A 17,206-nucleotide genomic window follows, 5' to 3' on the forward strand; every position below is an offset into this window, starting at 1 on the left:
AAAAAACAATTGGAGTGGATTACAAGTTATGCAAGCAAGAGAGAACTTACGAAATATCGCTATTATTGCCCACGTTGACCACGGTAAAACAACGTTGGTTGACAAGCTGCTTCAACAATCAGGTACGTTTCGCGATCATGAAGCAGTACAGGAACGCGCAATGGATTCTAACGATCTAGAGCGTGAACGCGGTATTACGATTTTGGCAAAGAACACAGCAATCAACTACAAAGATTATTTGATCAACATTGTAGATACGCCTGGACATGCTGATTTCGGCGGCGAGGTTGAGCGTATTATGAAAATGGTTGACGGCGTGCTTTTGGTCGTTGATGCTTTTGAAGGCTGTATGCCGCAAACGAAATTCGTTTTGCGCAAAGCGCTTGAATCGAACCAGACGCCAATCGTTGTCGTGAATAAGATTGATCGTCCGAACGCTAGACCACAAGAGGTTGTAGATGAAGTTCTTGATCTATTTATCGAGCTAGGCGCGAATGACGAGCAGCTTGAGTTCCCGGTTGTATATGCATCTGCGCTAATGGGTACTTCCAGTCTTGATCCTGAGAAACAAGATGAGAACATGGAAGCTCTATACGAAACAATCGTCAGCAACATCCCATCGCCAACTGAGGACACTGAACAACCATTGCAATTCCTAGTAACATTGCTTGATTACAACGAGTACCTTGGCCGTATTGCAGTAGGTCGCGTTAACCGCGGCATCATCAAGCAAGGCCAAACCGTTGCAGTAATGACTCGTGAAGGCGGCAATAAACAAGCAAGAATTGAGAAGCTGTTCGGTTTCGTAGGTTTGAAGCGCGTTGAGATTGAGGAAGCAGGCGCTGGCGATATCATCGCAATCGCAGGTATCCGTGAAATCAACATCGGTGAGACGATTGCTGATCCTCAGAAGCCAGAAGCTTTGCCAGTTCTAAAAATCGACGAGCCTACGCTTCAAATGACTTTCCTTGTCAACAACAGTCCTTTTGCGGGCCGTGAAGGCAAATGGGTTACATCCCGTAAGCTTCGTGAGCGTCTATACAAAGAGCTTGAGACAGATGTAGCGCTTCGCGTTGACGAAACAGACAGCCCGGATGCATTTGTCGTTTCCGGCCGTGGTGAGCTTCACCTTGGGATTCTGATCGAGAACATGCGCCGTGAAGGCTTCGAGCTTCAAGTATCCAAACCTGAAGTTATCATCAAGGAAATTGATGGTTCGAAGAAAGAGCCTTACGAGCGTCTACTAATTGACACGCCTGAAGAAAGCATGGGCGCTGTTATGGAGAGCCTTGGAACACGCAAAGCAGAAATGCTTAACATGATCAACCATGGCAATGGCCAAGTTCGTTTGGAATTCAGAATTCCTGCACGCGGCTTGATTGGATACCGTACACAATTCTTGACTTTGACACGCGGCTACGGCATCATGAACAATGCTTTCGACAGCTATGGTCCACTAGCCGGCGCTGGCGTAGGCGGCCGTCACCAAGGCGTTCTGGTAGCAAGTGAGAACGGAACATCGACATTCTACGGCATGATGGGCGTAGAGGATCGCGGAATTCAGTTCTTGGAGCCGGGTACTGAAATTTATGAAGGCATGATCGTTGGCGAGCATACTCGTGAGAATGACATCATCGTCAACATCTGTAAAGTAAAACAATTGAACAACATTCGTTCTGCTGGTAAAGACGATACCGTTACATTGAAAAGTCCTCGCCTGTTCTCGCTTGAGCAAGCGCTCGAGTACTTGAATGATGACGAGTATTGTGAAATCACGCCGAAGACGATTCGTCTGCGCAAGAAAATTTTGAACAAAAGCGAGCGCGAACGTGCGGACAAAAACCGCAAAAACGCACAAGCCAGCGTTTAAGAGCCAGTCACTTAACAAACGTAAGGTTTTGCTCGCGCAAAGCCTTGCGTTTTCTTTAAAATATAAGTGGGATTATAAGTTAATAACTTATAATCCCACTTACATTTCACAGTGAAACGATTGCTGTGCAACTAAAATGCGGCGAAGGCCGTTAACAATGGAGAAGGAGGTATGCTGCATGCAGGCTTGGTTAAGCGATCATAAGCTGATTTCTTATTTGATCATTCTTGGCTTTACGATATACATATTCAATAAAGTGTTTCGTGCTCAGCAGAAGCTGCCGTTGTTGAAAGAGATTTTGGTCTACGCTTTGATTGCGTTTGGCTCCTTTGTTTTGATGATTTTGCAGGTAGATAAACTTCCGATCATTCAATGTATGGGAGTAGCGGTTCTAATGATGCTCATGCTTCGCGGGCGACAATTGTATGACAAGTGGAAGGGCAACAAGGCCGGAGACAATGCCCCTCAGAATGCGGAATCAGGCAAATGAAGCTAGAGGACGCTCTTTTTAACTGGCTGCAAATTAAGCTGGTTGCGGATGCCAGGCAAGATGATCAAGCAGCCCTCGACACGCTCGTTTTTTTTGAGCAAATTTTGTCAGAGGATCATGGCTTGTCGAGCTTTGTCATAACGAAGATTGACGATACGATGATACATTTGAAATACGAGAAGGATGACCGCGCCAAGCTGCAGTTCTATCCTCGCGAGGCCTGCGAGCAGCTATTGACGGACATTGAATCAAATCCAAAATACAACTGAACTTGAAGGTGGCACATATGAGCAAGGGTTCAACGGAATTACCTCCAAGGGCGGGAGCGCGTCAATCAGCAAAAGCTAAAAAACAAAAGCCGCGCAAAAAACGCTCGGTTTGGAAAACGATCTTTGTGATGCTGTTTGCGGTGCTTATCCTAATAGTTTTGGCTTTAGCTTATTTGGTGTTTAAGGCGGATGAAGCCGTAGATAAAATCGCAGCACCTAGCGGTAATGAGGTAGTAATACCCGCAGGAGAATCGGTTAAGGAGAAAGCAGTTGCTCTACTGTTGATGGGCCTTGACTCGCGTTCTCATGGAGGCGGCTTGAACACGGATGTCATGATGGTAGCCGTATTTAACCCGAATTCCAAATCGGCAACGATCGTTACGATTCCGCGTGATTCGAGCATCGATGTTGAAGGCTATAGAGAACGCAAAGCCAATAGCTTTTACGCTGATTTTTATATGAACGCGCTTAATAAGAAGGATCTGAATAAAGAAGCGGCTTATGCTGATGCCAAGCAAGAGGTCCGCAATGTCATGAGCAAGCTCTTCAATATTGACATCAAATATTCCGCGGTAATTAATTTCCAGGGCTTCGCAGATGTTGTAGATGCACTGGGCGGCGTGGAAGTTGATGTTGATATGCGAATGAAGTATAAGGATTCTGCAGACGGCACCAATATCGATTTGGAGGAAGGCGTTCAACTGCTGAGCGGCGAGAAGGCGCTTGATTTCGTCCGGTATCGCAAATCCAACAACGGTAAAAATATGTCCAGCGATTTTGACCGCAATGCAAGACAAAGCCAAGTTATTGGCGCTCTTACAGACAAAATGAAATCTTTGGATGGTGTAACGAAGATTGGTTCGGTATTCGAGGCTGTCGGCAAAAACTTAACAATGGATATGCCTTCCAAAGAAATCAAGAACATGATTGCTGAATATATGAGCATGGGCCGCAATGATATTACGTTTATTCCGCTTGAAGGAACATGGAGAAGTCCCTATGTTTATCTCGATGAAGCGAAGCTTGATGAAGCTCGGGCTGCCTTGCAGGCAAAAATGGCTGAATAACCGTAGACTGCAACTAATATTATGGATATAATAATGCTACAGAGGCCAATTTGAATCTGTTCAGAAGGAGGTCATGCGAATGACCAATGCCGAATACCCAAGATCTGAGCAAGCGATCGAGAATTTGCTAAAGCAGCCTATCGTTCAACTGCGCGAACTACATGCGGTATCTGACAGTTTGACCTCGAGCATTATGGAATACAGGGACGCGATGGATAACGCCGCGTGCTTGTCCACTACCCTTGTCTGCGACAAATCGAATAAGAACTTTGTTGCGGATGCTTTAGCTGTACAAGTTTCCGCGGCCTTGAAGAAAGCCTAGTGATTGCTCACTAGGCTTTTTGTGCCTTCAGGGGGCCTTTACAATTTCTTATTCATCCTTAGGAGCTTGTTGTTTCTCGGGCTCAATCGGCTTAACGTCACGCGGTATCTGCGGAATGAGTCTTCCTATGATATCGGCCATTTCCTCTGCGAAGCCGGCGATCGGTCTGCCGCGCTTGATGTCAGTGCCTATTTCATTAATTCGTTGGGAAAGATCCATATCCGCAGTAACTAATGCGTCTACGCCGTATGGATCCTTGTGAAACGCTTCGGCGACGGAATATTTAATCGTACCGACTCTTGAGCGATCCAGCTTGGCATCTACATCGATTCCGACGATTGCTGTATTTCCGAACACGACACAGTGCGCGTTCGTTACGCCGTCAATTTCTTTGGCCAACTGCTCCAGATGTGCCGCAACCTTTTTTGAATCTTTAATTTCCTTTTTTCGCGGTTCAGTTTGCTGAGCTTTCACCTGGTCATTATTTTGTGGAGAGGGTGATGTCTCATTACGTGCGACGGTGCCGCAGCCTGTCGCTACAATCGCAACAATGATCGCTGAAGTTAGCCATTTGAACATGTTTGCCACCTCTTTTTTCTCGTTGAAAAATCTAAAAGTCACCAGTGAATCATAGTTTACCCGCAGCAGCGATTTGCTATGTATGGCTCTAATGAATATCCAACGCCGGGAGGGTTCTCATGAAAAAAATATTCGTGCTCGATACAAATGTGCTGCTTCATGATCCGCAAGCGATTTTTGCTTTCGATGATAATGAAGTCATAATTCCCGCGGTTGTGTTGGAGGAAATCGATTCGAAGAAGAGGTTGGCTGATGAATTAGGTCGAAATGCCCGATCCATTTCACGTCTTCTTGATAAGATGCGTGAAAAGGGCCATTTGCATGAAGGTATTGAGCTTCCGAGCGGCGGCATCCTCAAGGTGGAATTAAATCACCGCAGCTTTATGCGCGTTCAGGAAATGTTTGGTGAAATGTCAAACGATAATCGGATTTTGGCGGTTGCGCTGAATTACCACATAGAGCAAGAGAATGAGCCTGTGAAGCAAAGCATCGTACTTGTAAGCAAGGATGTACTTGTTCGTATTAAGGCTGATGTGCTTGGCTTGCAGGCACAGGATTATTTATCGGATCGAGTCGTTGTATCGTCTGACTTCTACGCGGGCTATATGACGCTTTATGTGCATCCGGCAGTCATCGATGAGTTTTACACCTACCGCTTTCTTACCGTGAACAACATGCACTTGAACATTCGCTTAAATCCGAACGAATTTGTTATTTTACGCGATGAAATGGGCACTTCAAAGTCTGCACTGCTAAAGGTTAGCCAAGATGGAGCGAGGCTTGAGCCGTTATATCTTAGCAATGATCCGATTTGGGGCATCACTGCCCGAAATGCACAACAGCGCATGGCGCTTGAGCTGCTCCTAAACGACGATATCCCGCTCGTAACGCTTACGGGCAAGGCAGGGACGGGGAAGACGCTTCTAGCGCTTGCAGCAGGCCTTCTGAAGACGGAGGATGAGCATAAGTACAAGAAGCTACTAATCGCGAGACCTGTCGTTCCAATGGGCAAGGATATCGGGTATTTGCCAGGAGAGAAGGAAGAGAAGCTGCGTCCATGGATGCAGCCGATTTATGATAATTTGGAGTATTTGTTCGATACGAAGAAGGCAGGCGACATCGACAAAATATTGATGGGTATGGGGAGCATTCAGGTCGAGGCGCTCACCTATATTCGTGGCCGGTCCATTCCAGGCCAATTCATCATCATTGATGAGGCGCAAAATTTAACGAAGCATGAAGTAAAAACGATCGTATCGCGGGTTGGCGAAGGCAGTAAAATTGTCCTAATGGGCGACCCGGAGCAAATTGACCATCCGTACCTTGATTCAATCAGCAACGGATTGACGCATCTCGTGGAGCGCTTCAAAAACGAAGGGACGAGCGGACACATGACGCTGGAGAAAGGCGAACGCTCTAAGCTTGCACAGCTTGCCGCTGATTTACTGTAATCAGAACGACCCGCTATTATGGGGCACTGTAAAAGCCTTATTTTTAAGAAATGTAAGTTTTTGTGGAGATAAATCAATATGCCGACGAGCCTTAGAAGCAGTTCTAAGAGCTCGTTTTTCTTTTTCTGGTACTATCTCTGTTCATAGGACTCCCGATATGCAGTCAGTGCATTAAAAGCATCCTATAGGCTCATTTACATTTGCTGCTAATGACCATTAGATTTACAGGTTCGTTTGGACAAACCTTGAATTTATTGTTATCCTATTTTAGTAGATTCAAGGATGAAAGGAAGAACGCTGTGACTCCCAGAAAATATGTGCCGTTTATGATCGGTACGTTACTGATAGCAGCACTATTGCTTATCCCTTACTCGCGCAATATAGATCAAGCCAGCATTGGAAAACCGGACAAGAAATCTAATGAACAGCCCGTACCGGGCGAGGTTGTTATCGATCAGCTCACCGACATTTTTGTAAACGTTTCCTTGCCTAATTCGCAGTTTCTTCAGCTGCAGGAGCTAAATCGGAATTTTATGATGAAATATCCTCATATACAAGTTAAGCTAACCAATGAGCCAGCCAAAGATGACGCTTATAGCCTGTGGGTGCTTCAAAGCCAACAGGGGGAATCTGCTGACATAATGCTGCTCGATAATGGGTGGGTCAGACCGTTTGCGGTTCGCGGATTTCTAAAGCCTGCTGACAGTGTGATGACAGGGGATACGCTCTCTGATCAGATGACAGGGCTTCTCGACCCGCTCAAATGGAACGGATATTTGTGGGGGGTACCGCGGGATGTGAATCCGTATGTTGTCGTATGGAGCGGTGTATTGCTTGCGGAGGCAGGCTTGAAGGGGCCGCCATCCGACTGGGCATCATACCAAGCTGCAGCTGCCAAGATTATCGAGCTTCATCCACAGGCAAGCATCGTGAATTGGAGCGCAGGCAATTTGCTGCAGCAGCTTGTTTGGCAGGCTACATTCGACACGGACCAATCTAACTTGCTGAATATGCAGCCCTTAAACGAGATGCAAACGGCACAGCTTGAATGGTTTCAAAATATGGAACAGCATATAAGCCGGATCGAAAATAATGCGATTGATCAATTTAATGCATCATTTCAAAGCGATAGCCTGCTCGCTGCTATTATTCCTTGGAATGACTATGAGAGCTTTAATGAAGGTTTGCGAAATAAGCTGATCGTCGATCGGGATCATATTTATTCCCCGTGGTTAAATGGGCATAGCTATGCCATCTCCTCAAGCAGCGATGTGGAAGAAGAAGCGATGCTGTGGATCAGGGAAATAACGGACGTGGACAACCAGCAGATGACTTACGATCGATCGGGGCAGCTGCCGGCTAGAGCTTCCTTGTATACATTCAACAGCTCACTGCAAAATGATCCAGTCCAAATACCGCCTGCCTGGTGGAAGAAGGTGTTGATTGCCAAGCGGGAGGAGAATGAATTGCCGCAGCCTGATCCGATGTGGCCAGAGAAATGGCAGTATCGGGAGCGGATGTGGAAATTATTTTCCGAAGGGACGTTCCAAATTACGCCGTATGTTGATTCACTCGCCGTTCAAGGCGAATAGACCCAAAAAAGGAAAGCCTGCCCCGCAGCGTGCGGGGACAGGCTTTTTTGGCTTACTGCAAGGATTCACTAAGTGTTCGCTCAAAGCTTAAGATTCAGCTTTATGGTCAGCTCGCCATCGGACATAACAACGGAATCCGCCTTGAGGAAGGATACGATTAAATCAGGATAAAAGCCAAGGTCAAATTCCTTCTCCAAAGCTCGGCGGGTTGTATCGGGCAGCGCAAAGCCGTTGAACAGCAGCTCATCTACATGGAATAGAATAGCGTTCTTCGGCTCGTTCTCAACCGTATAATGACCGGCAATTTTAATTTCCATGCTGCCTTGATTGCCTTGGGCAATAACTTTGTCATCAACGAATTTGAAGGAGAAATTGTTGAAAATGTCATTTTGCTCACGCAAAAACGAGTTCAAATCATCCTCAGGCACTCGAATCGTATATTGAAAGCCATTAATTTCAAGCAGCTGCTTGTTGTCCTGGATCCAGTTCGGAAGCTGCTTCATCGCTTTCGATAGCGCGCGGAAATATTGTTTGACTATGTCAACTCCCGCCGTATCCCAGTAAGAGGTAAGCTCCTTCATTAAAATGCGAATGCGATCGGCATCCGAACGGCCCGATAGCTGCTCATCCAGCTGCTTCTCAAGCGCCAATACGCGTTCTCTTTGCGTTCGCAGCTGCTCTTCCATGATGGATAGCTCATCTTGTCTTGACTCAAGCTGCTGGTAGCCTTCCTTCACCTTCGTGTATTGCTCCACATATGTATTCAAGGTATGCTTGTCTTGGGTAAAAATAATTTCTGCATAATCCAGCATTTGAAACAGCTCCGATAATGAATCAAAAGATAGTAGAGCGCTGAACAAAAAATCCCGTTCTCCCATATAATAAGCCCGCAAAACGCTTCCAGCCTCGTCTTGCTTGTCCGATATTTGCTGCTTCTGCAGGTGCAGCTGCTTCTCGGTGTCCGTCATCGTCAGTGCAAGCTGCTGCTTTTGCTCTTGGATACGGATGATTTCTTTATCAATTTCTGCGACGGATAAGCTTTTTTCAAGCAGCGAGTGCATTTCCTCCTCATCAACCGGCAGAGGCTCTGCCATAACGGGAAGCCGAATCAGGAGCATTGCAATTAGGAGCATCACCGTGGCTGCTATGGAAACACGATTACGCTTGGTTGTCAATGTCAACGGCATCGTCCCTCCTCAGCATTCATTTTATGCGGCAATCCATTCTATTATATCTTACATTTGGAAAAGGATGAACCTAATGATCAAGGATAACCCGCTTGCCGCCTCTATTGCGGCAAAAATTGCTGAGTCAGCATACTCTGGTTGGCATATCGATAATGAAGGGAGAAGGCATGCAGCGAGGTGTATCTCCTTCTATCACTATATGAACGCTTGTCTTTATGATAGAAAGCATGGTTATTATCGCTCGGGGCCAGTGCGCGTGGGCAAGGATGGAGACTTTTATACGAGCTCGGGAATTGGCCGCGTTCTGGCAGAAGTACTTGCTGGCTGTGCATTAGCCTGTAGCGATGCGGTTGGTGGGCGGCTGAAGCTAATCGAGTGGGGAGCGGGAACAGGCAGGCTTTCTGCTCAAATCGCGGCCGCAGGCTGCAAACGAAGCAGCGATTGGCCGGAACGATTCCAATCGGTCCTTATCGAGGATCATCCCGCGCATGGCCGCGCGGCAAGAGAGGCTTTCGTTGATAGCAAAGGACAATGGGTTGTTGAGCCGCTGATTGCCTCGTCAGATGATGCGTGGCATTCAAGCTGGCTGAAGCAACCGGCATTCGTGATCGCAAACGAGCTGCTGGACGCATTTCCCGTTCACAGGATTGAGCGTATTGAGGGAGAGCTGTATGAGCTTGGCGTTGCAGGCGATGAGTTGCAGGGCTTTCACGAGGTGTATATGCCGATCACTGATTCACGAATAAGCCGCTGGCTTGCGCGAGACGGCATTCAGCTTAAGGAGGGACAGCGGACGGAGGTTCATGCGGATGCAGCAGCGTTTCTGAAGAAGCTGGGAGATGTCATGACGACCGGACGACTCGTGCTGATTGACTACGGTCATGATGCTGCTGAATATACAGCGGAGCATCGCATGCATGGAACGCTTATGTGCTATTGGCGCCATCTTACAAGCGACAGTCCGTACATCCGAATCGGCGAGCAGGATATAACTTCGCATGTTCCGTTTACGTTTATTCAACATGAAGCCGAGAAATGCGGCTGGCAGGTTGCAAGCTATACGACCCAAAAGCAATTTTTGATCGATCATGGCGTTCTGGAATTGCTTCAAAACCATACCAGCACCGATCCATTCAGCGAGACGGCTCGATTGAACCGATCGATTAGGCAGCTCCTGCTCAGCGATCAGATGAGCGAATCGTTTAAAGTGATGATTTTGGACAAAGGTTCACTTACATAAAGAACGGTGACAACTCAAATGGAGCTGTCACCGTTCTTTTGTTCGATTATGCATGAGTGGTTCTATGCGAAACGAGCATTGCCGTCATGGACAGCAATGCTCGTTTTCACTTAGCTTAAGTATATGACCTGCCTAGGCGAGTGTCTGTTGCGCCCTTGTTAAAACGGCAAGTCCATCTTGAAGACCGACCAATACGTGAAACCCACGAATGAAATGATCATATATCCCCAGAACATTACGATGTAAGTTCTCTCGGAGAAATTCAAGTAGCCTAGAAATACGAAAGCGACGGCTTGTGCAAAAAATAAAAGCGCAAATTCCGTCATATGACCTGCAAAAGCCATAAGTCCGATTACCAGGGTCCAAAAGCCAAGTACCCGATACATGCGTGCCATGATGACATCCCCCTTTCGCTACGACCCGATTTTCTAATGATCATTATAACGTTTGGCGAAATAAGTGTAAACCAAAAACGTGACGAAATCGCAAACTTTTTGTTTATAGCCATTCCTATATACGGAGTCTAGACATAGTTTGCTCAATAATAAGTGCTAACATGTATGAGCAATTGAAAATTTGGTTATACAATTTAGTATCCAATAGATTCTATGAACTCTACCAAGGGCATAGAGATAAAGTAAGCGCCTTTACGTTAGGAGGTTTTTGTTGCATGACAGCAGTCAGACAAGATGCGTGGAGTCCGGACGACGATCTAATACTCGCCGAGGTCACACTACGCCATATTCGAGAAGGAAGTACCCAGCTTGCAGCTTTTGAGGAAGTAGGCGAACGAATCGGACGGACGTCCGCAGCATGCGGTTTTCGTTGGAATAGCTGCGTTCGCAAAAGGTATGAGGATGCTATCCAAATTGCAAAGCAGCAGCGCCAGAAACGTAATTATTTGAAAAAACAAACGATTGTCGCAACGCCGCATGTTTCATCGATTGCCGTTTTTGAAACGGATGAGCGTGGTTTCAAGCAAGAAAACAGCTCGATCGAGGAAGGTTTGTCCGTTGATGCTGTTATTCGTTTTCTCCGTGGATGGAAGACGACCTATCAGGATTTGACGCGTCAAATCAAATGGTTTGAGAAGGAACTGAAAGACAAAGAGGATGAGCTATATCGTTTGCGCGACCAGAATGAGAGATTGTCCAAAGAGGTTAACAATGTCCAAACGGATTACCGCGCAGTAAACGATGATTACAAGACGCTTATTCAAATTATGGATCGTGCAAGAAGACTTACCGTATTAACGAATGATGACGAGGCCAAGCCTAGATTTAAAATGGATGCAAACGGCAATTTGGAACGTATTGAATAAGTTATAAACCGAAAATGAGAGAGGTTGGCCATTTATTGGCCAGCCTCTCTTTTTTTATAAGAAATAATAAGTTTCAGCTGCCTATATCAGTTGCATTATTTTCAGCAGATTTGATACGATGTTTGCAATATAGCGATGAGCTGCTGGTGTTCGGGAGGCGTAGAAATTGCAAATGGATGTAGTAGGCGGAGGATCGCTTGGTCTGCTCTATGGGGCGAAGCTAGCAGACGCGGGCGCTGATGTGACAATATGGACGCGCAGCAAGGAGCAGGCTGTGTTGCTTGCGGACGAAGGAATTAGGTTAATTGAGCTTGGAGGAACAAGCGAGCGAGTGATTCGTGTGAGAAGCGAATGGATTGAGCAGGTCTCCTTACGAAAATGGAATAAAGGCCAAATAAGTAAAAAAATGGATTATCATTGGCTGCTGCTAACGGTCAAACAAACGGATTTGAAAGATGAGCTGATATCGAAACTCGCCCTGCTAGCAAACCGTTCGGAGAATGATGGACCAGCCATCATGAGCTTGCAAAATGGGATCGGCCACTTGGAGCGTATTCAAGGCATTCTTCCGAATTTGCCGCTGCATGCCGCGGTGACGACGGAAGGCGCTAAACGATTAGATTCGCGATCGGTAGAGCATACGGGCAAAGGGCAGCTTTGGCTGGGTGAGTGGGGAGGAAACGCGCGTAAAGAGGATGAAGCTCTAGCTATCTCGCAAAAAATGTTGGTTGACATGCTGCAATCGGCAGGATTTGCCTCTTCACTGTCGAATGATTTGGAGAATCGAATTTTCCATAAACTTCTTATTAACGCAGTAATTAATCCGCTGACGGCGATCTTTGATGTGGAAAATGGACAGCTTCCAGATCATCCCGCTCGCGAGAAGCTTATGCGTGAGCTATATAAGGAAACCGAGCATATTCTTGTTAACGCGGGCATGAGCATGCCTGGAGATGGCTGGCAGCTCATCATCGATGTTTGCAGGCAAACCAGTCGTAACATTTCCTCCATGCTAAGCGATATTCGGGCAGGCAGGGTTACAGAAATAGATGCGATTAATGGCGGAGTTGCAAGGCTGGCTGCGAAGCATGGCCTGCAGGCACCGTTAAACCTGGCAATGAAGGAACTCGTGCAAGCACTGCATCCGAAAGCTGAATAGGAGGGACTGAAAGACGTTGGAGATGATAATGGATAGCATCAAACATGCATACGCTTATTTGGCGGTCATTCCAGTCATACCTTTCGCAATCATCTTATTTGGTTATGGGGCTTATATTCAGGATCGGAAGAAGGCTTTCCTATTGGCCATGGACGTCACGACGGCGTTGTTCATCGGCTGCGTAGCCGTATTATTCGACATTTTATTTGGCAGCAAATTCGGTCTTTATGGCATATTATTATTTATGCTGCTTGGAGGCGGATTGCTTGGCAATGCTCAGTTCCGCAAGCGCGGCACGATTGATGGCAAAAAAATTTTTCGAACGATTTGGCGGCTAAGCTTTTTTTCGATGAGCGTGCTGTATGTTGTGTTCATGTGCATTGTCATCGGCAGATTGGTGCTTACCGCATAATTTATATGTACATAAGCTAAACGCCTCATTAAAAGCTGAGGCGTTTTTGTTTTGACGGACGGCTTCACCTTTGTGTACAATTAAAATGTTCAGTTTAATCCATTATAAGTCGCTTTGGCGACTATCCAGCAGGAGGTTACAGGCTGCGCTATGAGAAAAGAAACTTATTCATTGCCAAGCGCTCAGCCTTTAACAGAGGCATATATAAATCGCACAGATGACCGTATCGATGTTTTGTACGGCTATCATGCGGGAGCGCAGCAGGATTGGGATAGACGGTTTAAACGTTTGGAGCAAAGCAGCCATGTGAGAGCCGAGGCTGCAGAGGTTGCGCATGCACTGCGTGTTTACAATGAGAAGGCGGGCGCAAGTGCTGAAGTATTTGCATCCATCTCAGCAATAGCAGAAGGTGCTCCGGTTGTCGTTGGAGGCCAGCAAGCCGGGTTGTGGACCGGTCCATTGCTCGTAATACATAAGGCAGTATCCATTATTGGTGCTGCTAAATCTGCGAGCGAGCAGCTTGGGCGTACGGTCGTGCCGGTTTTTTGGGTTGCAGGCGAGGATCATGATTGGGATGAAGCGAATCACGCCTATGTGCTAACAGCTGAGCAGGAGCTGCGCAAGCTATCGTCGGCACGCCCTGAAGGCTCGCGCACATCGGTGAGCCGCACGTCTATTTCGGAAGAAATGTGGACGCAGCTGCTGGCGGAGCTGGAACAAGCGCTGCCGCATTCTGAATTCAAGCCATTGCTGCTGGAGGAATTGCGCCAGATGTCCCATAAGGCGCAATCGCTATCGGATTTGTTCGCTATGATTTTAAGCTATCTCTTCGGCAAACAAGGGCTCGTGCTGCTTGATGCAGATCATTCGGTTATCCGCCGATTGGAAGCTCCGATGTTTAGAAAGATTATCGAGCGCAATGACGATTTGGAGAAGGCCTATATGGCATCTGCTGCGCAAGTCAAGGAGTTTGGCTACAGCTTGCAAGCGGATGTTACACCCGGCAGTGCGAACCTGTTTCTGTTCAACTCGGCAAATGGCGATGAAAGAACACTTCTTCATAAGAAGGATGGTCTTTATCAAGACCGTAAAGGCCAGTTGTCGTTAACGAAGGAGGAGCTCCTGCAGATTGCGGATGAGCAGCCGGAGCAGCTTAGCAATAACGTACTGACTAGACCGCTTATGCAGGATTATTTGTTCCCTGTACTCGCTACGGTGCTTGGTCCCGGTGAAATAGCCTATTGGGCTTTGACTGGAGAAGCCTTCCGCACGCTTGAAATGGAAATGCCGATCATCGTGCCTCGTATGTCCTATACGTTAATAGAAGGAACGGTAGCCAAGCATATGGACAAATACGAGCTTTCCTTCGAGGATGTCATGGAGCGCTTCGAGGAGCGCAAGAGCACATGGCTGAAGGATCAAGACGGATTATCCATCGAACAGCAATTCGATATTGCGAGGCAGCAATTCGAGCAGCTCTACAAACCGCTGCTCGATCTGGCTGCCTCCGTTCAGCCTTCGCTTGCTAAGCTCGGAGATACGAACATGCAAAAAATCGTCGAGCAGATCAACTATATGGGCACGAAGACCGTTGATGCCTACAACAAGCAATTTGAAGCGTCCACGAGGCAGCTTGATCGTATACACCATTCCATTAAGCCGCTTGGAAAGCCGCAGGAGCGGGTGCTAAATATGACCGCCTATTGGAATCGCTACAGCTTAAACTTTCTGGATAAGCTTCTTGAGGCGCCGTATAACCGAGCGGGCGGACATGAAATCGTTTATTTGTAAAATTACAGGAGGTATATACAGGATGAGTACAGTAGAAAAAAGCATTGTAGCCGACATGTCATTGGCACAAGATGGCCATTTGAAGATTGATTGGGTAGCTGCGCATATGCCGGTTCTGAATACGATTCGCGAGCAGTTCGAGAAGGAACAGCCTTTTAAAGGGCTAAAGGTTACGATCGCGCTGCATTTGGAAGCGAAAACGGCTTACCTCGCTAAGGTTGTCAAAGCGGGCGGTGCTGATGTTACAATTACCGGCAGCAATCCGCTGTCAACGCAAGACGATGTATGTGCCGCGCTCGTAGAGGATGGCATCACCGTATTTGCCAAATACAATCCAAGCCCGGAAGAATTTAAGGCGCTTAACATTAAAGCACTTGAGTGGAAGCCTGATCTCATTATCGATGATGGCGGAGATCTTGCTACGATTTTAAATTCGGAGCATCCTGAATTCGGCGAGAACCTGCGCGGCGGAGCGGAAGAAACGACGACGGGAATTATTAGGCTGAAAGCGATGGAAAAGGACGGTTCCTTGAAATTCCCGATGGTCGCAGTAAACGATGCGTATTGCAAGCATTTATTCGATAACCGTTACGGTACGGGCCAATCGGTATGGGATGGCATTAACCGGACAACCAACCTGATGGTCGCTGGTAAAACGGTTGTTGTCGTCGGCTATGGCTGGTGCGGCAAAGGCGTTGCGATGCGTGCGAAGGGGCTTGGCGCGAATGTCGTAGTAACCGAGATCGACGCCATTAAAGCGGTTGAGGCTTACATGGATGGATTTGCCGTTATGCCGATGATTGAAGCGGCAAAGGTAGGAGAGTTCTTCGTGACGGTTACAGGCAACCGTGATGTTATCCGCGGCGAGCACTATGAGGTTATGAAAGACGGCGCGATCATTTCGAACGCAGGCCATTTTGACGTTGAAGCGAATAAGCCTGAGCTTGCAGCATTGTCGTCAAGCGTGCGTACGGTTCGTCGCAACATTGAAGAATATAAGCTCCAGGACGGTCGCAGCATTTACTTGCTGGCTGAAGGACGCCTTGTTAATTTGGCTGCCGGCGATGGACATCCAGCCGAAATAATGGATATGACGTTCGCGCTTCAAGCCGTTGCGCTGAAATATGTGAACGAGCAATACAAAACGATTGGCAGCAAGGTGGTTAACGTACCATATGAGCTTGATGAGCAGGTAGCGCGTCTCAAGCTGCAATCACTTGGCTTTGGCATCGATAAGCTTACTGATGAACAAATCGCCTATTTGGACAGCTGGAAAGAAGCTGAATAAATCATTTGGAAAGCCGCGAGCAATCGCGGCTTTTTTGTTTGTAACCTTTTATTCCCAACCTGCGTCTAGAGTGCAAACCAGTAAGGGGGAATGACAATGTATAAACAGAAAAAAGGATTAGTAACATGGGCAGTCATTATTTTATGGATCGGGTTGTTGGCAGGGTGCTCCTCGGGAAACTTTGATACAGCGAGCAATAAGGCTTCGGAACAGTCAGCCCCAATGGAAGAAGCGAAATCGGATGGCAAAAGTCTGTCCAATGCTGAAAATGCTGCGGCTAATACAGCCGTAACAGCTGATGGTGACAGCGGTTCGACTGCAGGCGGCGGCTTTGCCTCTGAAACCGCTTCGGGTACAGCGGGCTTTAATCAAAAAATTATTTACACCGCCAATTTAAGCATGCAGGTGGATGAGCTGGCAGCAGCTGCGACATCGCTTCGCAATGCGATTCATCAAAGCGGTGGTTATATTTTACAATTCCAAGATACGAGGCATGATGGGGAAATCGGCGCAACCTATACGATCAAGGTTCCGGCTGCGGGCTTTATGTCGTTCATCGATCGGATCGAGCTTATCAAGCATAATGACTTCGAAAGAAATATCGGGGGCAAGGACGTATCCGAGGAGTATGTTGATCTTGAATCAAGGCTGAAGGCGAGACAGCTGGTGGAAACCAGGCTGCTGGCGATGATGGATAAAGCCGTTAAAGCGGATGATTTGCTGAAATTTTCACAGCAGCTCTCGGAGGTGCAGGAGGAGATTGAGCGCATCAAGGGGCGAATTCGTTATTTGGATAACAACGTTTCGTTCTCGACGGTAGAGCTGCGCATGTACCAAACGGACCAAACGCTGAAAAAGGAAAGCTTGAAGAAGCCGAATTTGGGCGGAAGGATGTCTGATGCAATAACAGGAAGCACAAAGGTTGTGTGGGATGCGCTTAACTTCTTGCTCGTTGTATTAGCGGGGGCAGTACCGGTAGCTGCTGTTGCGGCGGTTATTGCTGTACCTGTCATTTGGCTGTATCGGAGGAAGAAAAAAGAGACGGATGCCAGTAAAAAGCCGAATTCGGATGAGGATGAGCAGCCGCCGGCTGTTTAAAGATTAATAATCATTAATACTATGAAATATTTTAGAAAAATCCTGCTCATGGAGCAGGATTTTTATTTTA

At 47.1% G+C, this 17,206-nt stretch carries 17 protein-coding genes; 14 read left to right on the forward strand and 3 right to left on the reverse strand.

Features of this window, described 5'->3' with window-relative positions:
• Positions 1-28 precede the first annotated feature (28 nt).
• From typA to AC1TPC_RS10265, 5 genes are all read left to right on the forward strand, one after another.
• Complete coding sequence (gene typA, locus AC1TPC_RS10245) at positions 29-1,870, forward strand: translational GTPase TypA (protein ID WP_482066757.1); 1,842 nt, start codon at positions 29-31, stop codon at positions 1,868-1,870.
• 178 nt (positions 1,871-2,048) lie between these two features.
• Complete coding sequence (locus AC1TPC_RS10250) at positions 2,049-2,360, forward strand: YlaH-like family protein (RefSeq protein WP_482066758.1); 312 nt, start codon at positions 2,049-2,051, stop codon at positions 2,358-2,360.
• A complete protein-coding gene (locus AC1TPC_RS10255) occupies positions 2,357-2,629 on the forward strand; it encodes a hypothetical protein (protein ID WP_482066759.1) in 273 nt (90 codons plus the stop codon). The genes AC1TPC_RS10250 and AC1TPC_RS10255 overlap by 4 nt, the downstream gene beginning before the upstream one ends.
• A 17-nt stretch (positions 2,630-2,646) precedes the next feature.
• On the forward strand, positions 2,647-3,696 hold the full coding sequence (locus AC1TPC_RS10260; RefSeq protein WP_482066760.1) for an LCP family protein: 1,050 nt from the start codon (positions 2,647-2,649) through the stop codon (positions 3,694-3,696).
• A gap of 79 nt (positions 3,697-3,775) precedes the next feature.
• Complete coding sequence (locus tag AC1TPC_RS10265) at positions 3,776-4,018, forward strand: hypothetical protein (RefSeq protein WP_482066761.1); 243 nt, start codon at positions 3,776-3,778, stop codon at positions 4,016-4,018.
• A gap of 48 nt (positions 4,019-4,066) precedes the next feature.
• Here AC1TPC_RS10265 and AC1TPC_RS10270 read toward each other — a convergent pair whose 3' ends face one another.
• On the reverse strand, positions 4,067-4,597 hold the full coding sequence (locus tag AC1TPC_RS10270) for a YhcN/YlaJ family sporulation lipoprotein (protein ID WP_482066762.1): 531 nt from the start codon (positions 4,595-4,597) through the stop codon (positions 4,067-4,069).
• A 119-nt stretch (positions 4,598-4,716) separates the two neighbouring features.
• Between AC1TPC_RS10270 and AC1TPC_RS10275 the strand changes: the two genes are divergently transcribed.
• Together AC1TPC_RS10275 and AC1TPC_RS10280 are read left to right on the forward strand one after the other, a co-directional pair.
• On the forward strand, positions 4,717-6,048 hold the full coding sequence (locus AC1TPC_RS10275) for a PhoH family protein (RefSeq protein ID WP_482066763.1): 1,332 nt from the start codon (positions 4,717-4,719) through the stop codon (positions 6,046-6,048).
• Positions 6,049-6,347: 299 nt separating this feature from the next.
• Entirely contained in the window at positions 6,348-7,640 is a 1,293-nt protein-coding gene (locus tag AC1TPC_RS10280) for an ABC transporter substrate-binding protein (protein ID WP_482066764.1), read from the forward strand.
• Positions 7,641-7,720: 80 nt separating this feature from the next.
• Here the strand turns inward: AC1TPC_RS10280 and AC1TPC_RS10285 are convergent, their stop codons facing one another.
• On the reverse strand, positions 7,721-8,821 hold the full coding sequence (locus AC1TPC_RS10285) for a coiled-coil domain-containing protein (protein WP_482066765.1): 1,101 nt from the start codon (positions 8,819-8,821) through the stop codon (positions 7,721-7,723).
• 79 nt (positions 8,822-8,900) lie between these two features.
• Between AC1TPC_RS10285 and AC1TPC_RS10290 the strand changes: the two genes are divergently transcribed.
• Positions 8,901-10,067, forward strand: a complete 1,167-nt coding sequence (locus tag AC1TPC_RS10290; protein WP_482066766.1) for a class I SAM-dependent methyltransferase — start codon at positions 8,901-8,903, stop codon at positions 10,065-10,067.
• A gap of 158 nt (positions 10,068-10,225) precedes the next feature.
• Here the strand turns inward: AC1TPC_RS10290 and AC1TPC_RS10295 are convergent, their stop codons facing one another.
• Positions 10,226-10,462, reverse strand: a complete 237-nt coding sequence (locus AC1TPC_RS10295) for a DUF2626 domain-containing protein (RefSeq protein ID WP_053375484.1) — start codon at positions 10,460-10,462, stop codon at positions 10,226-10,228.
• A gap of 275 nt (positions 10,463-10,737) precedes the next feature.
• Between AC1TPC_RS10295 and AC1TPC_RS10300 the strand changes: the two genes are divergently transcribed.
• From AC1TPC_RS10300 to AC1TPC_RS10325, 6 genes are all read left to right on the forward strand, one after another.
• The gene (locus AC1TPC_RS10300) at positions 10,738-11,388 is read left to right on the forward strand and encodes an RsfA family transcriptional regulator (protein ID WP_482066767.1); all 651 of its coding nucleotides are present in this window, start codon (positions 10,738-10,740) and stop codon (positions 11,386-11,388) included.
• A 172-nt stretch (positions 11,389-11,560) separates the two neighbouring features.
• Positions 11,561-12,547: a ketopantoate reductase family protein gene (locus AC1TPC_RS10305; RefSeq protein ID WP_482066894.1), complete on the forward strand. Its 987-nt coding sequence runs from the start codon at positions 11,561-11,563 to the stop codon at positions 12,545-12,547.
• 28 nt (positions 12,548-12,575) lie between these two features.
• On the forward strand, positions 12,576-12,959 hold the full coding sequence (locus tag AC1TPC_RS10310; protein WP_482066768.1) for a DUF3397 domain-containing protein: 384 nt from the start codon (positions 12,576-12,578) through the stop codon (positions 12,957-12,959).
• Positions 12,960-13,109: 150 nt separating this feature from the next.
• Positions 13,110-14,750, forward strand: coding sequence for a bacillithiol biosynthesis cysteine-adding enzyme BshC (gene bshC, locus AC1TPC_RS10315; RefSeq protein WP_482066769.1), 1,641 nt, complete (start codon positions 13,110-13,112; stop codon positions 14,748-14,750).
• A 22-nt stretch (positions 14,751-14,772) separates the two neighbouring features.
• The gene (locus tag AC1TPC_RS10320; protein WP_482066770.1) at positions 14,773-16,038 is read left to right on the forward strand and encodes an adenosylhomocysteinase; all 1,266 of its coding nucleotides are present in this window, start codon (positions 14,773-14,775) and stop codon (positions 16,036-16,038) included.
• A gap of 96 nt (positions 16,039-16,134) precedes the next feature.
• On the forward strand, positions 16,135-17,136 hold the full coding sequence (locus AC1TPC_RS10325; protein WP_482066771.1) for a DUF4349 domain-containing protein: 1,002 nt from the start codon (positions 16,135-16,137) through the stop codon (positions 17,134-17,136).
• The last annotated feature ends 70 nt before the right edge of the window (positions 17,137-17,206 follow it).

It is taken from the genome of Paenibacillus sp. Y280, from assembly GCF_056786335.1.